Annotated in this window: 18 protein-coding genes and 1 pseudogene; 9 read left to right on the forward strand and 10 right to left on the reverse strand. The window is 68.7% G+C overall.

The features are described 5' to 3' along the window. Positions 1 to 172: 172 nt before the first annotated feature. The 4 genes from H0S67_RS07365 to H0S67_RS07380 all read left to right on the forward strand — a co-directional run bounded on the left by H0S67_RS07365 (position 173) and on the right by H0S67_RS07380 (position 6,005). Positions 173 to 2,569 (forward strand): bifunctional YncE family protein/alkaline phosphatase family protein, encoded by a 2,397-nt coding sequence (locus H0S67_RS07365; RefSeq protein ID WP_180936057.1) that lies wholly within the window; start codon positions 173 to 175, stop codon positions 2,567 to 2,569. A gap of 188 nt (positions 2,570 to 2,757) precedes the next feature. After that, positions 2,758 to 3,789, forward strand: coding sequence for a hypothetical protein (locus tag H0S67_RS07370; protein ID WP_180936058.1), 1,032 nt, complete (start codon positions 2,758 to 2,760; stop codon positions 3,787 to 3,789). A 21-nt stretch (positions 3,790 to 3,810) separates the two neighbouring features. Then, positions 3,811 to 4,857 carry a hypothetical protein gene (locus tag H0S67_RS07375; RefSeq protein WP_180936059.1) on the forward strand — a complete coding sequence of 349 codons (1,047 nt, stop codon included), beginning with the start codon at positions 3,811 to 3,813 and terminating at the stop codon, positions 4,855 to 4,857. A gap of 50 nt (positions 4,858 to 4,907) precedes the next feature. Further along, positions 4,908 to 6,005, forward strand: a complete 1,098-nt coding sequence (locus H0S67_RS07380) for a hypothetical protein (RefSeq protein ID WP_180936060.1) — start codon at positions 4,908 to 4,910, stop codon at positions 6,003 to 6,005. Positions 6,006 to 6,051: 46 nt separating this feature from the next. Here the strand turns inward: H0S67_RS07380 and H0S67_RS07385 are convergent, their stop codons facing one another. From H0S67_RS07385 to H0S67_RS07400, 4 genes are all read right to left on the reverse strand, one after another. Continuing rightward, positions 6,052 to 6,417 (reverse strand): YciI family protein, encoded by a 366-nt coding sequence (locus H0S67_RS07385; protein ID WP_180936061.1) that lies wholly within the window; start codon positions 6,415 to 6,417, stop codon positions 6,052 to 6,054. 139 nt (positions 6,418 to 6,556) lie between these two features. Beyond that, positions 6,557 to 7,087, reverse strand: a complete 531-nt coding sequence (locus H0S67_RS07390; protein WP_180936062.1) for a DUF402 domain-containing protein — start codon at positions 7,085 to 7,087, stop codon at positions 6,557 to 6,559. A 440-nt stretch (positions 7,088 to 7,527) separates the two neighbouring features. Further along, positions 7,528 to 7,938, reverse strand: coding sequence for a DUF4267 domain-containing protein (locus H0S67_RS07395; protein WP_219635681.1), 411 nt, complete (start codon positions 7,936 to 7,938; stop codon positions 7,528 to 7,530). Between the two features lie 42 nt (positions 7,939 to 7,980). Beyond that, entirely contained in the window at positions 7,981 to 8,454 is a 474-nt protein-coding gene (locus H0S67_RS07400) for a cupin domain-containing protein (protein ID WP_180936063.1), read from the reverse strand. 152 nt (positions 8,455 to 8,606) lie between these two features. On the opposite strand from H0S67_RS07400, the gene H0S67_RS07405 reads away from it, so the two are divergent. The 3 genes from H0S67_RS07405 to H0S67_RS07410 all read left to right on the forward strand — a co-directional run bounded on the left by H0S67_RS07405 (position 8,607) and on the right by H0S67_RS07410 (position 10,140). After that, complete coding sequence (locus H0S67_RS07405) at positions 8,607 to 9,359, forward strand: hypothetical protein (RefSeq protein WP_219635766.1); 753 nt, start codon at positions 8,607 to 8,609, stop codon at positions 9,357 to 9,359. Continuing rightward, complete coding sequence (locus tag H0S67_RS27910) at positions 9,316 to 9,480, forward strand: winged helix-turn-helix domain-containing protein (RefSeq protein WP_425489894.1); 165 nt, start codon at positions 9,316 to 9,318, stop codon at positions 9,478 to 9,480. Before H0S67_RS07405 ends, H0S67_RS27910 begins: the two co-directional genes overlap by 44 nt. Positions 9,481 to 9,705: 225 nt before the next feature. Then, entirely contained in the window at positions 9,706 to 10,140 is a 435-nt protein-coding gene (locus H0S67_RS07410) for a hypothetical protein (protein WP_180936064.1), read from the forward strand. A gap of 81 nt (positions 10,141 to 10,221) precedes the next feature. Here the strand turns inward: H0S67_RS07410 and H0S67_RS07415 are convergent, their stop codons facing one another. The 3 genes from H0S67_RS07415 to H0S67_RS07425 all read right to left on the reverse strand — a co-directional run bounded on the left by H0S67_RS07415 (position 10,222) and on the right by H0S67_RS07425 (position 12,307). Next, positions 10,222 to 10,425, reverse strand: a complete 204-nt coding sequence (locus H0S67_RS07415; protein WP_180936065.1) for a hypothetical protein — start codon at positions 10,423 to 10,425, stop codon at positions 10,222 to 10,224. 152 nt (positions 10,426 to 10,577) lie between these two features. After that, positions 10,578 to 11,801 (reverse strand): PASTA domain-containing protein, encoded by a 1,224-nt coding sequence (locus H0S67_RS07420; protein ID WP_180936066.1) that lies wholly within the window; start codon positions 11,799 to 11,801, stop codon positions 10,578 to 10,580. Next, positions 11,798 to 12,307 (reverse strand): SigE family RNA polymerase sigma factor, encoded by a 510-nt coding sequence (locus H0S67_RS07425; RefSeq protein WP_180936067.1) that lies wholly within the window; start codon positions 12,305 to 12,307, stop codon positions 11,798 to 11,800. Before H0S67_RS07425 ends, H0S67_RS07420 begins: the two co-directional genes overlap by 4 nt. Positions 12,308 to 12,722: 415 nt before the next feature. Between H0S67_RS07425 and H0S67_RS27915 the strand changes: the two are divergent. Next, a pseudogene (locus H0S67_RS27915) lies at positions 12,723 to 13,868 on the forward strand (IS30 family transposase). 749 nt (positions 13,869 to 14,617) lie between these two features. Further along, positions 14,618 to 15,094 carry a hypothetical protein gene (locus H0S67_RS07435; protein ID WP_180936068.1) on the forward strand — a complete coding sequence of 159 codons (477 nt, stop codon included), beginning with the start codon at positions 14,618 to 14,620 and terminating at the stop codon, positions 15,092 to 15,094. 366 nt (positions 15,095 to 15,460) lie between these two features. On the opposite strand, the gene H0S67_RS07440 is transcribed toward H0S67_RS07435, so the two are convergent. From H0S67_RS07440 to mobF, 3 genes are read right to left on the reverse strand one after another with little or no spacing between them, the layout of a single operon-like run. After that, positions 15,461 to 16,549: a toprim domain-containing protein gene (locus H0S67_RS07440; protein WP_180936069.1), complete on the reverse strand. Its 1,089-nt coding sequence runs from the start codon at positions 16,547 to 16,549 to the stop codon at positions 15,461 to 15,463. Next, complete coding sequence (locus tag H0S67_RS07445) at positions 16,546 to 17,877, reverse strand: hypothetical protein (RefSeq protein WP_180936070.1); 1,332 nt, start codon at positions 17,875 to 17,877, stop codon at positions 16,546 to 16,548. The genes H0S67_RS07440 and H0S67_RS07445 overlap by 4 nt, the downstream gene beginning before the upstream one ends. 57 nt (positions 17,878 to 17,934) lie before the next feature. Beyond that, entirely contained in the window at positions 17,935 to 21,423 is a 3,489-nt protein-coding gene (gene mobF / locus H0S67_RS07450) for a MobF family relaxase (protein ID WP_180936071.1), read from the reverse strand. Between the last annotated feature and the right edge of the window lie 661 nt (positions 21,424 to 22,084).

The raw sequence follows: 22,084 nt of genomic DNA on the forward strand, positions 1-22,084 counted from the left end.
GGCGGCTGATCACGCCCGTGGGGGAACGCACGACACTCGGGGACTTCCCGGTGGCCGTCGCAGTCTCGCCGGACCGGTCGGTGGCGGTGGTGGCCAACAGCGGCCAGGGGGAGGGGGCGCCCGAGCAGGGCGACGAGTCCTTGCAGGTCGTCGACCTGGGGACCGGGCGGGTGTGCAGACCCTCACCGACCACGAGGACGGGGCGCCGACGTTCTACGAGTCCGGGCTCGCCTGGAGCGAGGACGGATCGCACCTCTATGCCACCGGGGGCGGCAACGACGAGGCCTACGACTACCGCTACTCGGGCGGCCGGCTCAGCCTGCTCCAGCGCTGGAAGAGCTCGGCCCGTGCTGGTGCTCCGACGGTCGACGGGTCCGGGAGTGACGGGATCCCCGGCACGGCCCCGGTCGTGGGCGACGCGGCGGCGTACAGCCGGGGCCTCGCCCTGGGGCCGGACGGTCGCACGGTCCTGGTGACGAACGAGCAGGGCTCGACGGTGGCCGCGCTCTCGACCGCGGACGGGTCCCTGCGGTGGGAGACCACGCTCGGTGGCCCCGGCCAGCCCGGCGGCGCCTACCCCGAGGCGGTCGTGGTGAGTCGCGACGGTGCGACGGCGTACGTCGCCGCCCAGGGCCTGAACGCGGTCGTCGGCCTGGACACAACGACCGGCGCCATCACCTCGACCACACCGGTCGGGGACCACCCGGTCGCCCTCACGCTGGCGCAGCACGGCACCCAGCTCTACGTCACCAACGCCAACGACGACTCGCTCTCGGTGCTCGACGTGTCGGGTGCGACGCCCACCGAGGCCGCCCAGGTCTCAACTCACCTGCTGCCCCACGAGGCCAACGGCTCGACGCCGGACGCCGTCACCGTCGATGACGCCACCGACACCGTCTACGTCGCGAACGCCGGCGACAACGTCGTCCGGGCCCTCCGCAGCGACACCGGCGACCGGATCGTCCCGTCGAAGCTGAAGCCGGTCGGGGCCATCCCCACCGGCTGGTACCCCACCGCCCTCGCGAAGGGTCGACACGGACAACTGCTCGTCGCGTCGGCCAAGGGGCTGGGTGGGGCCCCGATCACCGACCACCGCCAGTACATCGTCAACCATCGTCACGGCCTGCTCACCGCAGTGGATGCCTCCTCCGGCTCCCGGCTCGCGCAGTGGACGGCCACCGCGCGGCGCAACCTGCGCTACCCCTCGCTCACCTCGCGGCTGCGGCCGCCGCACTCTCCGATCCCCACGCTGGCGAACGCCGGGCACAGCCCGATCAAGCACGTCGTCCTGATCGTGCGCGAGAACCGCACCTTCGACCAGGTCTTCGGTGACCTGAAGCGGAAGGACGCCGACGTCGAGCCGGACTACATGGAGTTCCCGCGCCGCGACTCGGCCGGGCGAACGGTCACGCCGAACATCCACGCGCTGGCCCACCGGTTCGCACTGTCGCAGAACTTCTACAGCGACGGGGAGGCCAGCATCCAGGGCCATCACTGGACCGCGGAGGGCGTGTCCAGCGACTACACCGAGAAGAGCTACCTGCACTACTACTCCAGTCGCAACCACCCCTACGACCCGACCGCACCGATCGTGTACCCCCGCTGCGGCGCGGTCTTCCAACAGCTCGCCCGGCAGGGCAAGACCTTCCGCAACTTCGGGGAGCTGGTGGGCCTCTCGACCGCCCAGACGCCCACGACCAAGGCGGCTCCCGGCGCCCGCTGCGCCACGCCAGGCGGTGCGTACGACGGGCAGTCGGCAGCGAGCTTCGACGAGAACCTGGGCGCCAACCTGTCGCTGACGTCGGTCTCGGACGTGGACAAGGAGAAGGAGATCGAGCAGACGCTAGCTCCCCTCGTCGCCTCCGACCAGCTGCCGCAGTTCATGTACGCCGTCCTCGGCAACGACCACACCGACGGGACTGCGCCCGGCAAGAAGACGCCGTCGGCCCTGGTCGCCACCAACGACCTGGCGGTCGGGCGCTTCGTCGACTACCTCTCGCACACGCCCCAGTGGAAGAGCACCGCGGTCTTCGTCGTCGAGGACGACAGCCAGGACGGCCTCGACCATCGCGACGGCCACCGCAACATCCTGATGGTCGCCTCGCCGTATGCGAAGCAGGGCGCGCTCTCGTCGCTGCACGTCAGCCAGGCCTCCGTGCTGCACACGGTGGAGCTGATCCTCGGGCTGAAGCCGCTGTCGTCGTACACCCAGTACGCCGCCGTGCCCTACGACCTGTTCACCTCCAAGCCAGACGGGCGGCCGTATCGCTTCCGGACGCCGACCTACCCGATGGACAAGACGAACCCATCGGCCAAGCAGGGATCGGCCGCTTCCGTCCCACTCAACCTCAGCTCGATCGACGTGGCCGGGCCGATGCTCGAGGCGCAGATCTGGGAGTCGACACACCCGGGCGAGCCGATGCCGGCGGCGCTGCTGGACGAGATCGCAGCCTTCGGCGGCATCGAGCCGGCGGCCCTCGAGGCCTGGTCGCGCGGCGACCGCTGCTCCTGCACCCCTCTGCTCGCCGGGCTCACGGTGGCGCCGGGGATGGGGGACCCGGACGACTGAGCCAAGAACCCTCGAACCCAGCCTGCAGCGTCCCGCACACGCCACCAGCCGTTCTCGTGCTGTTCGGCCAACAGGTCCCGAAGGTCAGATCGGACCGGCAACGATGCGTACGACCAGCAGCAAGGTGGAAGCGGTGAGCGCGACGATGTGGTGTCCGGACGTGGCAGGGCATTGCGAAGGCACGACGCATGGCTGAGCGGGTCGTGCTGCATGTCGGCCTTCTCAAGACCGGTACGACGTACCTGCAGAAGAGGTTGATGGGCGGCCGCAAGACGCTGGCGAAGCACGACGTGCTCTTCCCCCGCTGGCGCGACCAGGTCGATGCAGTGATCGACGTCCTCGACATCCCCCGGCGTCCGCGGCCCGACGCCTGCAACGACGCCTGGCCGCGAATGGTGGACCAGATCCGCGACTGGCCTGGTACGGCGCTGATGTCGATGGAGTTCCTCGGCCCTGCGAGCGCCAAGGATGTCCAGTCCGTGGTGCGTTCCTTCGAGGGTGTCCCGGTCGAGGTGGTGATCACCGCTCGCGACCTCAACCGCGCCCTGATGGCGATGTGGCAGGAGTCGGCCAAGAACTCCGGGACCGAGACCTGGCCGTGGTACCTCAAGGCGGTCGAAGAGGGCACCGGCGAGGGCAAGCGCTTCTGGCGCCAGCAGCGGCTGGCCGTCATCGTCGGGCGATGGGCCGCGGCGGTCGACATCTCGAACGTCACCGTGGTGACAGTCCCGCCACCCGGCGCGCCCCGAGAGATCTTGTGGTCCCGGTTCTGCGAGGCGGTCGGCACCGACCCGACCTGGTGCCCACCGGTCGAGCCGGCGAACGAGTCCCTCGGCGCCGCCGCCGCCGAGGTCCTTCGACGGGTCAACGCGGACCTGGCCGACTGGGACATCCCGTGGCCGAGCTACGCCAAGGTGGTCAAGTCGAGGTTCGCAAAGGACGTGCTCGGCAGCCTGCGTGGCGAGGACCTCGCGCTGGGCATGCCCGTTCCTGAATGGATACATCATCGAGCCGTCTCGATGCGCGCGAACGTCGAGGCGACCGGGGTCAGGGTCATCGGCAGTCTGGACGAGCTGGCCCCGGTGACCGTTGCCGGGGTCACGCCCGACGAAGTGCCGATCGAGGACCAGCTGCACATCGCGACCCGGGCGCTGGGACACCTCCTGCGTCTGGAGCTGGAACGCCACGCTGACGCGGCCATCGTGCGACGAGAGAACTGAGGCCCGACGGATGGAGTGTGGATGAGCATGCGCCCGGTGTACGCGCACGTGGGGTGCAGCAAGACGGGAACCTCGTCGTTCCAGGCCGGTCTGTGGGCCTCGGTCCAACGTCTCGAGGCGGCTGACGTCGGTGTCCCCTTCGTAGGCCGCCGAGCACACCGACGACGTCTGCTCGACCCGTTCGGCTGGCAGCCGGCGACGGGCTTCGCCGACGGCTGGGACGACGCCGCGCTGGAGCAGACCCGCACACGACTGGCGAACGCCCGTGGCCACCGCGTCCTGATCAGCAACGAGGACCTCATGGAGCTCCCCGCTCGAGGGGTCGACCGTTTCCAGGAGCTGACCGCGGCTGCCGGGCTGGAGCTCCACCTTGTCGTCACACTCCGGGACTGGGCACAGCAGATCCCGTCGGAGTACCAACAGTTCCTGCGGCACGGGATGCACGAGCCCTACCTCGATTTCATCCGCCAGGTGCGAGACCGGGAGGGGCGATGGGGGGAGCACTTCTGGCGACGCCAGGACCCCGTGGACATCCAGCGCCGCTGGAGCGCGGTTGACGCCGACCGGATCACCTTCGTCGTCGTGCCCAGCTACTCCGCAGATCCGGGCGGTGTCTTCCGGCTCATGAACGAGGCACTCGGGCTCGATCCCGGGTTGATCGGGCAACCGGGCCACGCGGTCAACACCTCACACGGTGTGATCGAGGCCGAGGTGTTCCGTCGCATCAACGCCGCGCTTCCAGAAGCGTTCGACGACTACTCGGAGGCCTACCGCCAACTGGTCCGACGCCCACTCACCACCGGCGTGCTGCCCACGGAGGCGAGCGCGCGGCTCGAGCTGCCCGTCACGGAGCTCACCTGGGTCCAGGAACGGAGTCAAGAAGCCGTCATCGAGATCCGCACGAGCGGCTGCAAGGTCATGGGCGAGCTCGACGCTCTCATCCCCACGGAGGAGCGGACCTCTCCTTACACGCCCGTGGACGACGCCGACGTCGCCCGAGCCGCGGTGGAGACCTTCGCGCGGTTTGCCGAGCGGGCTCGTCGGCGCGAACGCAAGGCTTACGTGTGACGAGCGCAGGTTCGTTGGCCCGAGGTCAGGTCGTTCTTCATGTCGGGACCATGAAGTCGGGAACCACCAGCATCCAAGCGCTTCTCTTCGATCAACGACAGGCTCTGGCCGACAGAGGGGTGCTTGCCCTGGGGAGTCGTTGGACCGATCAGGTCCAGGGTGTCCGCGAGCTCATCGCCAGTCCGGAGGCTCCCGGGAGGTCCTGGCTGCGGTTGGTGGAGCAGGCGCAGGGGTGGCCGGGCTCCTCGGTCATCTCGATGGAGTTCCTGGGTCCGTTCATCCCACGCCGGGTCAAGGCAGCGGTGGCGAGCTTCGGGGACCTGCCCGTCCATGTGGTGATCACCGCACGGGACCTGAACCGGTCCGTTCCGTCGCTGTGGCAGGAGGCCGTCCAGAACGGGAGAGCCTGGTCCTGGGCCGACTATCGGGCGGATGCCAAGGACGCACGTCCGTGGCAGACACCTTCGCCGGTCATGCCCTCCGGACCGGGCCGGACGTTCTGGCGGCAGCAGGATGCGCACCGCATCGTCTCGCGTTGGGCGGACGTCGTGGGCCCGAGTCGGGTCACTGTGGTGACCTTGCCGCCACCCGGAGCACCCTCCCGCACCCTGACCGAACGTTTCGGGCAGGCGGTGGGCTTCGTGACCGACGATCTCGTGGTTCCGGAACCCAAGAACACCACGCTCGGGGCGGCATCCGTGCAGCTCCTCCAGCGCCTCAACACCCGTCTCGCCGAGCGCGGTCTCGGGGGCACCGACGCCAGGTCGCTGCGCAAAGGAGTGTTGGCGAAACGGGTTCTCAGCTCTCGTCGAGGCGAGGAGCAGCGGATCGGTCTCGAGGTGCAGCCATGGCTCGCGGAGACCTCTGCGCAGATGGTCGAGCGGCTTCGGGGGACAGGGGTCAACCTGGTGGGTGACTGGGCGGACCTGGCGCCGGTGCCCGTCGCAGGCGTCGATCCCGCAGAGACTCCCGGAGCCGAGCTCGTCGCGGCAGCCCGGTGCGGGTTCGAGGGGTTGTACAAGCGCCTGCGGCAACGGCGAGTGACTGTGATGCTCCCGAACTGGCCAACCGCGCCTGGCCCGTCCGAGGCTGTCGATGCCCTCGCCGACCTGGTGGTCGCCGGCGCGACATCGAAGGTTCGGACCTGAGCCGGCTCCTTCGCCGAGGCTAGGCCAAGCTGCCGGGCCGACCCGGTCAATCAGTCTCTGGTAGTCGCATGGGGACCTGGAAGGGCCGCACCTCCTGCGGCCATCCGCAGGCCACCGCGATCCTTCCCGCCCACGCCCGGGCCTCCTCCTCGTCGGCCACGTCTACGACGGCGAAGCCGCCGAGGTGCTCCTTGGTCTCCACGTACGGACCGTCGGTGAACACCGGTGTGCCGCTCGACGCGTCGACGCTGAACACGGGTGCATCGATGTCGAGACCGCCGGTGAAGATGAGGACCCCGGCAGCCTTCATCTCCGCGATCAGAGGCCTGAGCGTCCTGGACTTCTCACGCAGCTCCTCGTCCGTGTGGTCGGGCACCCACTCGTCGTTGAAGGCGATGAGGTACTCGGACATGTCTCCTCCTGACGGGGTGACACTTGCGGCCACCTCCATCTTCTCCACGAACGGCGGCAGCCCGATTCGACGCAGGAAACGACACGGTACGCGGCGCCGCAGGCTCGTCGGTGCGGGTGCAGCATGCCTTGCGGGCGTCCTACGACTGTGTGCCGTCCACCCATCTCTGCAGCGATCCGTCGAAGGGCCAGTCGGCGTTGGTGTACCGCGCAGCGGCGGTGGCGATACCAGACCAGGCGCCCGACACGATGTGACCGGGGTAGCCCATCGTATGGGCGCGTTCGTGGAACTGGCTTGCATCGCGGAGCGCCAGATCGTCGCTGCTGATCTCGAGGTCCAGGTCGAGGTCGACCCATCCGATCTCGGCGGTTCCGCGCGGCGCCTCGAAGGCAGCCGCGGCGTGAACCTTGTAGCCGCAGAGCGACCGGGATACGTCCAGGTACCCGCAGAGGACCCACCACTCGCCGGGGACTGCGACCCACAGCTCGTCGGAACCCACGACCTCGATCGCGCCCGAGCGAGGGCGCTCGCGGCGGCTGCCAGTGCGGACGAGCCAGGCCGATGGTTCGCCAGGAACGGCCAGCGGGGACGCAGTGTCCAGTGCCGACACGGCCCCGTCCCACTTGCGCTTCACCACCCGCACGGTCGCAGTCGGTGCCGAGTCGGTCACGAGCCCAGAATGCCCGGTTCAGCCGCAATGGGGCAATGCGCGAAGGCGTTCAGGAGGTCAGTGGCGGAAGGTGGTCTGGGCCCGCACATCGGCTACGCCCGGTCGGCCGCGGTCTTCGCGTCAGTCCGCGGCTTCCCATAGCTACCCCGTACTCCTGGTAACCAGCCTGCACTTGGTCAGCGCCCGGCTGGGTCAAGGGAGCTTGTTCGATCGCGTGGGAGGCGGCCCCGCAACGTTCACCGCGACGTCGGCCGGAGGTTGGTGCTCGTTGGCCGTCGGCGGGCTGAATGGGTGTCGCGCCAGCTTCCCGGCGCATGAGAGCCCCGCCCGGGTTGAGGTGTAGCTGTCCACCTCGATCCAGAGGCGGGGTCCTTCAATTTCCTGGCGCTCGCCGCGGACGGGGCGGAGCGCCGCCCGCAGCGGACCGTCACCCCAGGCGGTCACGCGGCGAGAAGGAGAAGGCTGATCGTCAACATCACCACGGCGGTCGCGCCGTGGACGCCGTAGACGGCGGTCTTGGGTCCGTTGCTGCGCAGCACGATCGCCGCGTCCCCGATGGGTACACCTGTGGCAACGAGCATGAGCCAGCCCAGAAGGTGGGGTGTGGCCCCGGCCAGCAGGACCAGGATGAAGAGTCCGAAGGCGATGTCGCGTACAGCCTTGACGGTCAGCCAGGCGTGGAAGCTGCGGTCCTCGGTGGGCGTGTCGGGGATGCCGAAGCCGGTCGCCGCATGGGGCGCCAGAAAGCGTATGTACCCATGAGGACGATGCTGACGCCGATCAGTCCGGCGAGCGCGGTGGCGGTACTGGTGAGCATGCTTGTTCTGCCTTTCGATAGAAAGGTTGGTCAGGGGCGCTGAAGGAGGGCAGTGAGCTCGCCGTGGTTGGTCCCGTCAGCGGTCCACGTCCTCGACGAAGTGGTTGTCGTGGGCTTCGTGAAGCCGGTCCATGTCTTGCGCCTTCACGTGAGCGATCTGCGCGAAGTAGTCCTCGCGAGGTACGCCAGGCGAGAGGATCATGAGGAGAGTGGCTGGCTCGTCGTGGTTCTTGCGGATTGCGTGCACCACACCGGTCTTGGCGTGCGCGGTCTGGTCCGGAAGCAGTGTTCGCCACGCCCGTCCGTCGAAGAAGTCGACCTCGCCTTCTTCCACGATGAAGGTCTCGCTGAAGGTCGTGTGGAAGTGCGGGGAGGGTCCGCAGCTCGAGGGCGACATGCGCCAGCGGTAGGCGCTGACGGCCCCGTCGGTCTCCGCCGGGGCGGCGAGGACTTCGATGGAGGACCCGCCGGCGCCTAGGCGGATCTGACGGTCGTCGCGGACTTGGTCCGGTCGCATCGGGAACGCGGCCGTGAGTGTCATGTCGGTCATGGCCTGAGTCTCGGTTCCCAGCCGTTTGCTCGCGCTCACTTCGGCGGTGGCCTAACAATACGGCTGTGATTCGCTATCGCCTGGGGACCGGCGCTTCGAGCGTTCGGTGGGCCCTGTCCCCGATTCACGAGGTGGTCAGCCTTGCTCGCCTCTTGACCGAGCCGCGGCGTCACCCGGTCTACCACCAGTGGCTTCGTCGCCGTCGGCATGCTCTCTCGGGCCTGGACCTGGCCGCGCTGACGGTCTTCATGGCCGATGGTGCTTACCGGCCCGACTTCCTTGACCCATCGCCGGTCTCCAGCGAGCCGACGTTCGAGGAGGGCATGGCTGCGCTGCTCGCGGTGCCGACGGAGCAGGTGAACGCCGAGCTGGTCGACGCCGCGATCGGGCGGGACCCGCACGTGTTCCGGCGGTTGCTCGATGATCCCGACCGTGCCAGGTCGGAGGCGGGGGTTGCAGTGCGTCGCCTCTGGAAGGCAGCCGTGGAGCCGGAGTGGCCATCCATGCGGCAGGCGCTGCGGACCGAGATGCTGGACCGCGCCATCCAGGTCAGCCGCGAGGGGCTGCGAGCGGTCATTCCGCGTCTTCATCACTCCATGGCCTGCGAGGCCGACAGTTTCACCGTCGAGCGGGCGTCGAGGTCGACACCGACTGTCCCCCGGACTGATCCTCGTTCCGTCACTGTTCATCACAGACCGGGTGCAGTGCACCACCTCAGACCACTGGACTCCGGCGCTCTGCTACCCGGCGTCTGGGCGATACCTCTGGGCGGCACCGCCCACGCCGAAGTCCTTGGACCGGCTCCTGGGACCCACTCGAGCGAGGATCCTGGCCGCGCTCACCACTCCGCTGCAGACGACCGTGATCGCCAAGCTGGTGAATGTCACGCCCCCAACGGCCAGTGAACACCTTGCCATCCTGCGAGACGCCGGATTGATCGACAGCAGCCGGGCCGGCCGCACGGCCACCCACGAGCTCACCAACGTGGGACGTGTACTCCTGGACTCGGCCTCGCCGCGGCCATGAAGGGTGCGGCAGACGCCCGCTACCCGGATGCACCGATCTCGGCTGTACCCCGGTCAATGCGGCAGATCCGTGCGCGCCCGCGCGCACGCTATGCGGCAGATGAGGGCGTGCGGAGGTCGGTTTCGGTCACGAGCTATTGGGAAACATTGGACTGTGTTTGGGGGGAATCGAAGACACCGCTTGTTCTGGGCATCGCTGGCATGCCTTGCTCTCGGCCTTGTCTGCTTGATGCTGGCCGCCGGAGTCGGAAGCCCTGCCGCTGCCGGCGTGCTGTTCTTGGGTGCAATCGCTCTCCTGATCACGTCGGTGATGCTGAACCGGCGGGCGATACCGCCGGTGCCCGACCTGGCTCGGAGCAGCGTGGGTCGACTATCCCGTGATCGGGTGGTGAAGATCGACTTCAGTGTGGACGGGCGGCTGGCGCAGTTTCGCTGGAATCGCTTGACCGGGCGAGCAGAGCTTCGGTTCGACACAGAGCGAGTGACCCTTCAGAGCCCTTGGCACTTCTCTGCTCACTTCTCCCTCGAAACTGAGCGAGTTTGGCGCCACATCATCGGCCAGCAACTCGTCGAGATCGAAAAGCAGCGGCCCCGCACATTTGCTGGGTTCCGGCCCAATCTGTTCATCGTCCGGGTGGACGGAACCACGGTGCCGATCTGACCCTTGGCGGGTGAGTGGCGCTGAGCAAGGGCCGGCATGCCGGATGGGCATGATCGCGCGCTATGCCGCAGATCCGATCACTCACCCCACACTGACGTCGATGACGACATCTCGCCCGTCGACGTGCAGGTTTGCGCGGTCGGCACGGAACGGACCTGCGGGGTAGATCTCGCCGGGACGCTTCACGCGAACTACCCAGCCCAGGTCGCGGGCCTGTAGCTCGGCGTCCGCGACCGGAAGCCCTGCCAAGTGCTTGGGCAGTGGGCCGAGTTCGCCGGAAGCCATCGACGCCTCCCTTCAATTCGGCCATCGTAGAGCGAGCGTTCGCCCTCATCTCGGCAGATCCGGTCGGCTCCCGGTGTCAACAACCTCGTGAGGTGCAACACTCGGTTATGGCTGCGGAGGTCAGCGTGGTTGAACGGTGACGGGTGACTGGATCACGAAGACTTCGCCGCCGTCGCTGGGCAGGCACCGGTGTTGCTGGTTGGTGTGCTGGTGTAGCCGCCGCTGGCCGTCACGCGGTCGCCTGCGCGAGCGACCTCGATCCCGGTCGAGTCGCTGATGACGAGGGTTCCGTGGTCAGCGATGGCGGCGGTGTATCCAGCGGGCCAGATGACGTAGGTGCGTGAGTTCCCGGGTCCGGCGAGGTAGGGGCAGGAGTCGTTGTCGACCGAGAGAAGTCCTGCGCCGGTGGCGAGCATGCTGGGGTCTCCGGGCCGCCAGTTGGAGGTCGGCAGGTTGGCGGGGTTGTTCATGCGGACGCAGAGGTCGTTCGGTCCACAGGAGCCGTCCCGAGTGTCGGCCTGGACGAGCACGGTGACCGTCACGGCCGAACCCGTCGGGACGACGCTGCCGAACCCGGGCTCGACACCGGTGACACCGCCCCCGCAGTACGCGTTTGGCAGACAGGCGACCGTCGCTACCTTGCTGGCGAGCCCGGCCTTCTCCAGTGCGGCGCGGGCGTCGTCGGGAGTCGAGCCCGGCTTCACGTAGGGGACGGTGACCTGGTCGTCGGGCAGCACCGTGAGCGACCGACGGATCGCGGCGAGTCGGCTCTCGGCGTTGTCGCCGAGGACGGTGGCGGCGAAGTAGGCGTCGAGGTCGGGGATGGCAAACGTCTGCATGCACTGGGTGCTGCCGGTGTTGCCCGAGGTCGAGAAGGCTTGGAGACAGTTCGGGGCGTTCTCGACGACTTGGTGTCCGTCCATGCGTCCGGCGGACTGGAGGTCGTCGAGAGGAGTCTCGCTGTAGGCATGCGTGGCGATGGCCACCGACGAGACTTGCCACGTGCGCTCCCTGACGCAGCCCTGCGGCCCGAAGTAGACCGTGCCCTCGAACCGACCGTTGCAGGAGGCGGCGTTGTCGGCCCAGGACGTGGGCACAGCGACCGCAACGTGCCCGATGCCGACCAGCCGAGTGCCCGGGACGGTGCCGTCGGCGACCATTCCGGAGTGGTCCTGCTGTCCGCCGCCGAGCACCTGGGTGCCGAGGGCCCCGACGCCCAGGGTGAGCACGGTAGCGGCCGCAACGGACCCCACGGCGGTGCGGCGCTGACGGCGCTTCGCGGCCCGCCCGGCGGTCAGGAGGTCGCCGATGGGGGCGTGTCCGGTGGGGATGTCGTCCCAGAGTCGGTCGAGGGTGGCGGGGGTCTTCTCGGTCATGACTGGGTCCCTTCGGCAAGGTCGACCAGGTGGGTGTTCGTGGCGAGTTGGGCGAGAGCGCGGGAGAGGCGGCTCTTCACGGTGCCGGGGGCGATGTTGAGGACCTGTGCGGTCTGCTGCTCGCTCAGGTGGGCGTAGTAGCGCAGCACGACGACCTCCCGGTTGACCTTGCTGAGGTCCGCCAGTGCTCGGTGCACGGCGTCGGCGGTCTCGACAGCGTCGGTCGCCTCGGTCCCGGCGGGTTGGTCCGGCAGCGTCTGGGTGGGCTGTTCGCCCCACCAACGGCGGCGTCGGCTGTCGCGGTGGCAGTTGAGCAGGATGCGGTAGACGTAGGCGTCGCGGTCGTCGGCCTTGTGTACCTTGCGCCAGGCGGTGTAGCAGCGCAGCAGCGTGGTCTGCACCAGGTCGTGGGCTTCGTCGAGGGTGCAGCCGAGGAACACCGCCGACCGCACCAGCGTCGACCAGCGTGCGGTGGCGTAGGCGGAGAAGTCTCCGTCGTGATCCATCTGTCCCCCATTCCGGTGCCGTCACTCGTCCGACGAGATGACGAGGGTCTCAGGTTCCATCGGTACCCGGACAGATCTCGGGACGCGACGCCACTGTCCGGTCGCCCGGTGTCATCGGACGTTCACCGCGCGCGCGGGGCGGCGACACTATTCGGTTTCAAGTGGGAGTTCCGGGTTTCCCTTGGACCCCGTTCTACATCGACTCGACTCCCGTTCTACGGGCCCATGGCGACTGCCCGCCCAAGCCTGACCACTCCCAGCCGTCAGGATCCTCCGTCAAGGAGCCCTCGGCTTGGGCTTGGACGCCACAGGGTAGGTGCCTGGGTGTCGCGTCTCGCGACGTTGTTGGGCGCACGGATCGCGGGGCGGTCTCAATTGGTCAGCGCAACACTTTCCTTGATTCGAGGAGGTTGCGATGGGACGTGGCTATCACCGGGTGACGCCGGCTGTTGAGGATGAGATCTGGGCTCGTCTGCGGGCGGGCTATGCGGCCAAGCCGACGGCTCGTGCGTTGGGGCTGTCGACCAGCGGAGTCCATGGCTACCTGGTGCGGTGTGGCGGGATCCGTCCAGCGCTGCTCGACGGCGTTCGACGGGCCGGTTGAGTCTGCTCGAACGCGAGGAGATCTCCAGGGGTCTGGCAGCGGGATGGTCGTTGCGGACGATCGCGGCCGGCTTGGGCAGGGCGCCGTCGACGGTGAGTCGTGAGGTCGCGGGCACGGCGGGCGGAGTCGGTACCGCGCGGCGAGGGCAGATGAGCAGGCGTGGGCTCGAGCTCGGCGTCCCCAGACCTGCAAGCTGGCCAGCCGGCCGCTACTGCGTGACATCGTGGCGGAGAAGCTGAGGCAGCGGTGGTCACCGCAGCAGATCGCGGGTTGGCTGAAGGCCACCTACCCAGATGAACCGGAGATGCAGGTGTCGCACGAGACGATCTACCGCACCTTGTTCATCCAGTCCCGCGGTGCGCTGCGCAAAGAGCTGACCGCCTATCTGCGGACCAAGCGAGTACTTCGGCGGTCGGCAGGGATCCGGCTTCCTGATGGTCGTGGTGGCCGGCCCGGGATCCTCAACATCTCCGAGCGACCGGCTGAGGCCGACGACGCGCTGTGCCGGGTCATTGGGAGGGCGACTTGGTCTTCGGCAAGGGCATGACCCCAGTCGCGACTCTGGTCGAACGCTCGACTCGGTTCGTATGCTCGTCGCGCTGCCCAACGGCCACAAGGCAGATCTGGTCGCAGACGCACTGGCTGCGAAGATCACGAACCTGCCAGCAGCGCTCACCAGGACTTTGACCTGGGACCAAGGCCACGAGATGTCCGAGCACGCCAAGTTCACTCAAGCCACCGGAGTCGAGGTCTACTTCTGTGATCCCAAGTCACCGTGGCAACGCGGGTCGAACGAGAACACCAACGGCCTGCTTCGCCAATACCTGCCCCGCACCCTCGACTTCCGGACCCTGACCCCCGGACTTCGACGCCATCGCCGACGAGCTGAACGGACGACCTCGACAAACCCTCGGCTTCAAGACACCATCCCAAGCACTAGCCGAGGTGTTGCGCTGACCGCCTGAGCCCGCAGGCATGATCGGACGTTTCAGGCATGTCGAGCGAGGGGTACAAGCCCACCATGGGGGCCCAGAACCGCGGAGGCAAAGCTCTCACCGCTGCGACCTGGGTCGTCCTCGCAGCGCTCTTCGTGGTCATTGTGGTCGTTCCAGCGATGGGTGGTGTCGGACCCGAGACAGGGAATCGAATCAAGTTCTTCGGGGTCGCCATCGCCCTTCCGATATGGTTCCTCGCCCTCGTTCGCATCTTCCCGAAGATCGACTCGGCGAATCGAGCTGGCCTGCGGTCAACGGAGGCTGTTCAACGAGCTCAGCGGTTCACCTTTTGGGCGGCTGTCATTGTCGCCGAGGGCACTTGGATCCTGGCGTGGCTGGCATTGGGTGCGCTCTAAACGGACGGAGTGCCACGTTGATCGGCAGGACCGCGCACTCAGCGGAACGAGCGGGCGGCTCCTGGATACGGGACCGGACACTTGGAGGATGGCACGACTTGCGTCACGGAGCCCATGGCCTTTGACGGGGAACGCTCGGTCCCAATGGGATGGCTCGCTTCACGCGGGTGACGCTTTCGCGTCTGAACCGAGGCCTCACAGCCGACGCTCTCGGTGGAATGATCCGTCAACGCAACAGGTCTAGTCACGGGTTGCTTGGGGTCGGCGCGGGGTAAGGAGAGCCCGTGGTGTGGGTTGAACTTCCGAGGTTCCTGTCGACCTGTCGTGCGGCAGTCAATTGGGAGCGGAAGCCCTAGTGGAGCCCGTCGAAGCCAAGGACGGGCACGTGCCGTCGCGTCCGAGGAGGGTGTATGTCGCGGCGGTGCTGACTAGCTTGTATGCCCTCGCGGCCGGCGGCGTGGCCATCATTCTGCTGTGGCAGCTGATCACCGGTACGGGCGGTCCGGGCGATGAACGCCTGGAGCCGGTCTCGGTGTTCGGAGTCGCCATCTTTGCGATGGCGGTGAATGCCCTTGTTTTCGTTCTGATCATTGGGGCCCGTCGCGCCGCCGCTGGCCGCGGTCGGGGGCTGCTCGTTGCGCCTCTTCTGGTGTTCATCGCTGTGGGCAGTGCTGGGGAGCTGCACGACATCATGGGAACCGAGAGCGCGCGCAGTAACGTCATCGGCGCGACGATCTTGGTGCTGGCGGCGATTCCTGTGGTGATCGTTTACACGCCCGCCTCGAGGACCTGGTTTGCCCGTGTGCGGTCGGAGGACTCCATTGGCTCATGATCGGTCGTTGCAAATGCGGCGACAAGGAGGCTAACGCTGGCCCTGCTGCTTCTGCCATTCCTGCCTAACGTGATCCAGGCGCTGACTGCTCATGAAGACCCGTGACGCCGTGGGCGCGCTTCGCCAGCCGCAGGGACAAACGGCCTGGAATTCCTGCGGTGCGACCTCGCCATCGGGCATCTGACGAAGAGGCAGATAGATCACCTCTGCGCGATGTCTGCGCGCGAAGCGCAAAGGGGGACGGCCGAGCATGCTGACAGTCTGAACCATTCAGGCAGGCTGCCCGCACATCGGCAGATCAGTGCGGTTCGCACGCGGTCAGCTGGCGGCGAAAGGGGCCGCGCCGGCGACCGTTGGACCCTGTGCTCAGGCCAGATGTCGAACGGGTGTGGTTTGACGACGACCGGTCGCCGCTGGCGCGAGGCTCTCAGGTGGGGCGCTTACGGCGTCGGTGAGTTCACGGGTGACCGTTCCCTGGCCCAGGCCGAGGACCGATGTCAGTCGCGTGGCATGAGTGTTGATGTCGCCTGTGCCGAGGCGGGCGAGGACGCGGCTGACCTCGCGAAGGCAGGCGACTCGCGCTTCCGCGTTTTCGCTCAGGTTGGGCCAGGCATCGAGGTGCTCGTCGACGATGGCCTGGGCGAGGGGGCGCAGCCGTGTCAGGCAGCGGCTCAGTCCTTCGGGGCCTTCTTGGACGAGGGTCTCGGCAGGGTCTGCGTGGTGGGGCAGTGCGGCGGCGAAGGGGTTTCTCAGGTGGCCGCTGATGGCGGCACAGGTCCGCTCAGCAGCCTTGAGTCCAGCGGGGTCGCGGTCGAAGGCGACTATGACGTGGCTGCGGACCAGGCGACCGAGGATCTCGCCGTGGCGGGTGGTGACGGCTGTTCCGCAGGCAGCCAGCGGGGCGAGTCTCCTGTTGCCATCATTGAGGAGATCGACGGCCAGCGCGTCGAGAGGGCCCTCGACCAGTACCAGGTTCGCTCCGGCCCGCAGGTTCGCCCGCTGTTCCCCGAGGCCGAAGAGGACGGACGACTTGTCGTAAAGGGCGGTGTGCGGGGTGTTGAGATACTTTGGGACGCCCTGGGCAGCGCCGGGTGCGCAGCGGGCGGTGAACCCGGCGAGGTTGCCGTCGACGTCGCGGATGCCGAACGTGAGCCGTTCGCGGAATCGGTCGATCGCCCCTCCACGGCGGGTGGCGCAGGTCAGGCCGGCCGACTGCAGGACCTCCGGCGGGAAGCCCAACCGGGTCAGATGATCGCGCACCGCCGTCCAGCCGCCGGGCGCGAAGCCGACCGTCCACGACGATTCCTGGAGGAGGTGCGCGAAGCCTCGGGACTCGAGGTAGGACCGCGGTCCTGTCGCGGACGGGGCGAGAAGCTGCGAGCGGAAGAAGTGGGCGGCCTGTTCGTTGGCTTCGACCAGTTCGCGGCGCGACAACTCGGACGGCGTCGTGTTCATCGCTGCGCCGATCGCGACAGGGCGAGGTCTCGACGAGTCGATGGCGACGGCACCGGGGCAGGGTTTGGCTGCCGGTCGCTCGAACTTTGGGCGCTGAGGATTCGCCGTACGGTTCGAGCGGCGACCTCGGACGACGTCCCGGCGTCCCGGAACCGGGCGGCAAGCTCGCCGGCGTGGGCGGGTGAGATGGGGCGCCAGGCCAAGGAGAGATGTCCGGGTTCGCGCGCTCTCGCGACCAGTCCGTTCTGGGATTGCAGGCCGCTGATCGCGGCCGCGGCGTCCGTGCCGAGGCGGGGGAGTGCCGCGAATAGGGCGACGCGGATTCCCAGGCCACGCTGCTCGGAGCTACGCAGGTGCTCGATCGCATGCCCGTAGAGGCCGGGCGCGCGGGTGGTGCCGACGATCGTCTGAGTCAGGTCCTGCGCCGCCCGAAACCAGCTCTCATGGGCGGCTTCCACATGGTCGCGGGCCTGGGCTCGGTCGAGTCGTGCCAGGACGGTCGACGGCTCGGGCAGCCAGGAGAAATCGGGGTTTGTGACGGAGACCCCGAGCAACGCGAGATCGCGAAGGCTCGTCGGGCTGGCCGGCACCTGTCCACGCGCCTGGCCGAAAGTCAGCTGGCTCAGGACGCGTAGCGCTTCGAGCTGGGAATCGAACGCGCGGCTGCCGGAGCCGACCCGCATCAGCGGTGCGGGCGCCAGCGAGGACAGGGTCCGGTCGGCCTCACCGCGGTCGGTGCGGGAGACGTCCAGGGTGGCTGCTTTGGCGAAGGGCAGCAGCGAAGCAGCCCAACGGCGTAGCTCGCTCAGCTGAGACGGCGGGATGGGTCGTGGCTGGAGATCCCTCTGCGAGCGGGCCGCCGCGGCGGCCAGGTCCTCGCCGGCGCTGACGGCGTCCATCACCAGTTCCGTCAGCGCGCGGGCAGGTGCGTGTGCGGCAGATGGTGTCACCACGTCCTCGGCCTCGGGGGTCTTGGGCTGCTGACTCGAGTCGAGGTGGGTGGCAAGCAGGTCGTGGCCGGCGCCCAGCGCCTGGGCTGCCCGCAGCCAGTTGCTGGGTGGGCAGTCTTGGCTGGAGATCCCGGTGAGCCGGTTGACCAGGTGGCGTTGCTCGCCGGTCTGCTCGTGGTGGAACCGCGCGAGCAGACCCAAGTGGAATCCGCTGGTGCGGAGGAACTGCTGGTAGCCGACGAGCTCTGCATGTGCCTCGTCGGGACCTAGCTGCCGGCGGTGCGGCAATAGGATGGCGTTTCTGGCTGCGTCGCAGGCGTCCTCGAACAAGTCGCCGTAAGTGGCCTGGGCAGGTCTGATGGGTTCGGTTTCGGGCATGGGGGCATGCGCCAGCACGGCACCTCCCGAGTCAGGGGCGCTGGGATGTGGAGGGGGTCAGCGACTCAGGCGAGGGCCTCGCTGCTGAGACATGGTGGGTCGGCTCTGAATGGGCTCGTCGTGTTGGCGAGGGTCCGTGGGGTCTGTGGAGGGGAGGGGCTGGTCGGCCTGCGCCTCACGACAGGCGGCTGCGTACGCCGCCTCCTGGCGAGTGCCGGTTTCAGGAGGTGGCCCGAGCGCCCCGGGGCCCGGGTCGGAGATGCCGTACTGGTCGCGGTAGGCCGCGCTCAGCGACCCGAGCTCGCCGGCCCGCGCACGGATGAGGGCCGAGCGCTCGCGCAGGTAAGGCAGCCATCCGGGGTGTCCGACGTCGGGGGCTGGTAGCCAGGGCAGCGGCGCGTCCGCCGGCGGACGGTCGGGGACGCCGAGGGTGCGGGGGCAATCCTGGATGCGGCTGGCCAGGACCAAGGCGGGGGAGCGCACGTTGCTCATGTCCTCGAACGCGAACGCCGCCGTTACCAGCGCTCGTGGGTCGGCGCCCTGTCCCGCCGCCGCGGCGACCACGCGGGCCAGGTGCGGCGCGGCGGGATCACCCAAGATCCGGTTGCGCTCGGTCGCGGGCCAGTGGTCCAGCGCCAGGCCGAGTGCCTCGAGCGAGGCGAGGTTGCGGGCGTGGTCGTAGCGCGCGACCAGGGTGCGCAGCGATGAGGCCTCTTCGAAGACGGCTCGGGTGGTCTCGGTGGCCGAGTCCTCGGCACCCGTACGGGCCAGGACTGTGCCGAGCAGCTCGTCCGCAGTACGGGGAGTGTCGGGCTCGTGGTGGCAGTCGACGTCCAGGACCTCTTCGGTGGCGGCGTACCAGGTTGTCTTCTCGCGCCCCCGGGTGGAGGCGACGTAGAGGGACTCGCGGGTCATCTCCGGGGTGACAAGCGCGTGCGCGGTGTCGGTGGTCATGCCTTGGACCCGGTGGGCGGTGGCGGCGTAGGCGAGCTCGACCGAGTCGGCGACGTACTCGCCGCCGAGCCGGACCGTGCCGCCGTTGCCGAGATGTCGCACCGTGAGGGACCCGTCGCGGTGCCGTTGCGTCACCTGCCAGGTGTCACCGTTTTGCACCCACCTGCCGCGTCCGTAGCGGAGTGTGCGTGCGTTGCTGCGGGTGACGACCCAATCGCCGGCCGCAGCGGTGTTGCCGTTGTGCAGCGCGAGTCCGTCGTGCTCGACCTGTCCGGCCGCGACGCGCTCGGCGCGGGCCCGAGCGTTCAGCGCGGTGACGTCGTCTGTGGCGGCGGCGACCAGCACCGAGGTCTTGCCCTCGCGCACGTCGGCGGCCCACCGGTCGTAGGCCAGCTCGAGCATCGACTCGCGAGGGCCGGCTTCTATCCGGTGATGCAGCCGGTAGAAGGCCAACGCGGCCGGGTCGCCAGCCCGCAGCTGCAGCGTGGCCTCGCCCTCTGAAGGGTCGCGGAACCGGTGCAGGTCGGTCAGGTACGCCGCGCCGACCTCGCGCTCCAACAGCCGCAGCGCACCGCCGGCGTCGACGGCGGCCAGCTGGGCGGGGTCGCCAAGCAGCCGGACCGATGCTCCGGCCGCGGTGGCGAGCTCGAGCAGTCGGGCCAGGTGCAGGGTGCCGGCCATCCCGGCCTCGTCGAGGAGGACGACGTCGCCCTCGCCCAGCGCGAACCACGGCTCGCGGGACCGGCGGTCGTACTCGTGGAGGAACTTGTGCAGGTTCTCGGCGCGCACACCGAGCTCTTGACCCAGGACTTCTGCCGCCTTCGAGCTGGTCGCAAGCGGCACCACGCGTCCGCCGTTGGCGGACCAGGCGTCGGCGAACGCGCGCATCGCGGTGGTCTTGCCCGACCCCGCCGGGCCGATCCCGACCGCCAGCCGCGCGGGGGCCGTGGCGAACCGCTCCACCATGACCCGCTGCCCGGGGTCGAGGGTGACCCCGGCGCCGGCCTCGTAGATCGCCAAGGCGGCCTCGAGAACGATCGGGTCGAGGTGCGGACCGTCGCACGTGCGCCCGGCCGCGACCAGGCGGTCCTCGGCGAGCAGGACCTCGCTGGTGGTGAACCGCTCGGATCCGTGCGGTACGAACACGCTCTGGCCGTCGCTGTCCCGGACCAGTGCCGGGGCTTCGGCGATCAGCTCGGGTTCGGCGATTCGGATGGACAGTCCCGGTCCGGTGGCCCGGTCCACGACCGCACCGGTCACCTGCTCACGGCGCTCGGGGGAGTCGAATCGTAGCGGGCGCAGGTGCCGCTCGGCCTCGGCGTACACGTTCCACACGGTCCAGGTCGACCGCTCCTCTGCCACTCGCCGGACCACCTGGGCGGCCAAGTCCCGCAGCTGCTGCTCGTCCGGCTCGTACGTCTGCTGATCACGGCCCACGCAGTCTCGAACCATTCGTGAGGTCCGGCGCTCGCTGAGGACCGCTTTTGCCTGGGCGGTCCAGTCGGCCACCTGCTCGGCCAGGGTCCGCGCTGGGCCCTTGCCCTCCCGGGTTTCCAGTGTCGCCTGCTGGGAGAGCTGCAGCTGGGTACTCCGGTCGGGCTCCCGGCCGTGTGCGGTCCGGTACTCCCGGCGCAGCTCCGCGTAACGGTCCTCGATCGCGGCGCGGCGCCGGGAGAAGTGACGGATCAGCTCACGCGGGACTCCGGCGATCTCCCGGATCGGTCGCTTGCCGGCGACGCCGCCGGGACGCTCCTCGAAGACCACGCCGAGCCGGCGGGCCAACGCGTCCTCGAACCTGGTGTTGTAGTGCTCCGACGCCGCGACCCCGAGGCCGTACAGGTTCCGCGCGTCGAGGGAACGCCACTTCCCGTCCATGCCGCAGACCTTGTTCGCCACTGCTACGTGCGTGTGCAGGTCGGGGTCGCCGGATCGGGACTCGCGGTGGTCGAACGCGGCACAGACCAGTCCAGTTGCGTCGATCTGCGCCGCGCCACCGTGCCCGGACCGCGTGTACGACGCGTGCTGCTCGATCCAGCCGAGGGCGGAGGCCACTGCCTCGTGGTGTGCCTCCTCGACCGCCTCCCTGGCTGCCGGTCCGCCGAGACCCCACAGCAGGGACGCCGACTTCACCGGGGTGAACACCATGTCGAAACCGGCCACCGCCCGCCGACCCCGGCGAGCCTCCTTCGCCGCAATCTGGTTGCGTTGGGTCGGGGACGGTGACCGGCCGTGCTCGGCCTCGAACGCCGCGAAAGCATCGGCGATGCGCTCGGCGTACGGCGCCAGGTCGGCGTACGAGGGGTAGGCGGCTCCCAGCTTCGTGGCCGAGTCAGGTGTTCCGGCCGCGAGCATCGCGTCGCGGTTGGGGTGCCTGCCCTGGCCGAAGAGCGCCTTCATCTGAGACTCGGTCACGGGGGAGCCCGCGACACCGAGCTGTTCGGCTCCCTTGCCCATCCACACTCCGGGCGGGTTGCCGCGGTCCACGTAGTAGTCCGCGAGGGACTGGCCGGCCGGTCGGACCTCGTCCGCCGACGCCACCTGGCGGGTCAGGTACGTGTACCCGTCGCCCGCCGTGAGCTTGTGGACCGTCATCACTGCGACCACCCCCGCGGACGGGCGACCAAACCTGCAACCTGGCTGGCGAGTGCGGCCGAATCTGTGGACGAAACGTCTCGCGAAGGGCCGGAAATTGGGAGACATTCCGGGACGGCTGGGACGCGTTTGCCCAGATCAGACGGCAAGTACGGGTCGCCGTGCAACGGCCGGGACGGGGCTGGAGCGGGCTCATAACCCAGAGGTCGCAGGTTCAAATCCTGCCCCCGCTACAAAGTGCACGAGGCCCTCACAGTCAGACTGTGAGGGCCTCGTGCATGTGCGCAACCATTCCCGCGCGGAGTCTCAGCACGGTGTCCTTGGCGCTGAACGGAACGCCGTTGTCTCGCTACAAGGCAACAGCAGCGGGTCAGATGCGGTCTTCGGGGAGATCCGTGGACCGTCTCATGCTCCGTGGGGCCGAACTGAGCTGCGATCCCGCCTGGGTTGCCGCCCGAGGTCGAGGACGCATCCGGCACGTCGCCTCGTGGGGAGTGACGGAGAACGCTCGCGATCCAGAGATCCTCATCGGGTGGTGGCGCTCAGGAAGTCTTGGCAGAAGTCGGTGGTGACGATGGTGCGCCGGCTGGTTCCCCGTCTGGTTGGTCCCTTCTCGGTCATCACACTCCTTAGTCTTGTGTGCGCGGGACTCCGGGTTCGT

The organism is Nocardioides ungokensis, assembly GCF_013466985.1.
In the GTDB taxonomy this organism is placed as follows: Bacteria; Actinomycetota; Actinomycetes; order Propionibacteriales; family Nocardioidaceae; genus Nocardioides; species Nocardioides ungokensis.

Excerpts from the sequence above, each read along its gene's own strand:
- H0S67_RS07420 (WP_180936066.1), bottom strand. The coding sequence starts at position 11,801 with ATGACCGAGAAGACCCCCGCCACCCTCGACCGACTCTGGGACGACATC.
- H0S67_RS07375 (WP_180936059.1), top strand. The coding sequence starts at position 3,811 with ATGAGCATGCGCCCGGTGTACGCGCACGTGGGGTGCAGCAAGACGGGA.
- H0S67_RS07440 (WP_180936069.1), bottom strand. The coding sequence starts at position 16,549 with ATGAACACGACGCCGTCCGAGTTGTCGCGCCGCGAACTGGTCGAAGCC.
- H0S67_RS07445 (WP_180936070.1), bottom strand. The coding sequence starts at position 17,877 with ATGCCCGAAACCGAACCCATCAGACCTGCCCAGGCCACTTACGGCGAC.
- H0S67_RS07380 (WP_180936060.1), top strand. The coding sequence starts at position 4,908 with ATGAAGTCGGGAACCACCAGCATCCAAGCGCTTCTCTTCGATCAACGA.
- H0S67_RS07415 (WP_180936065.1), bottom strand. The coding sequence starts at position 10,425 with ATGGCTTCCGGCGAACTCGGCCCACTGCCCAAGCACTTGGCAGGGCTT.
- H0S67_RS07385 (WP_180936061.1), bottom strand. The coding sequence starts at position 6,417 with ATGTCCGAGTACCTCATCGCCTTCAACGACGAGTGGGTGCCCGACCAC.
- mobF (WP_180936071.1), bottom strand. The coding sequence starts at position 21,423 with ATGACGGTCCACAAGCTCACGGCGGGCGACGGGTACACGTACCTGACC.
- H0S67_RS07370 (WP_180936058.1), top strand. The coding sequence starts at position 2,758 with ATGGCTGAGCGGGTCGTGCTGCATGTCGGCCTTCTCAAGACCGGTACG.
- H0S67_RS07425 (WP_180936067.1), bottom strand. The coding sequence starts at position 12,307 with ATGGATCACGACGGAGACTTCTCCGCCTACGCCACCGCACGCTGGTCG.
- H0S67_RS07400 (WP_180936063.1), bottom strand. The coding sequence starts at position 8,454 with ATGACCGACATGACACTCACGGCCGCGTTCCCGATGCGACCGGACCAA.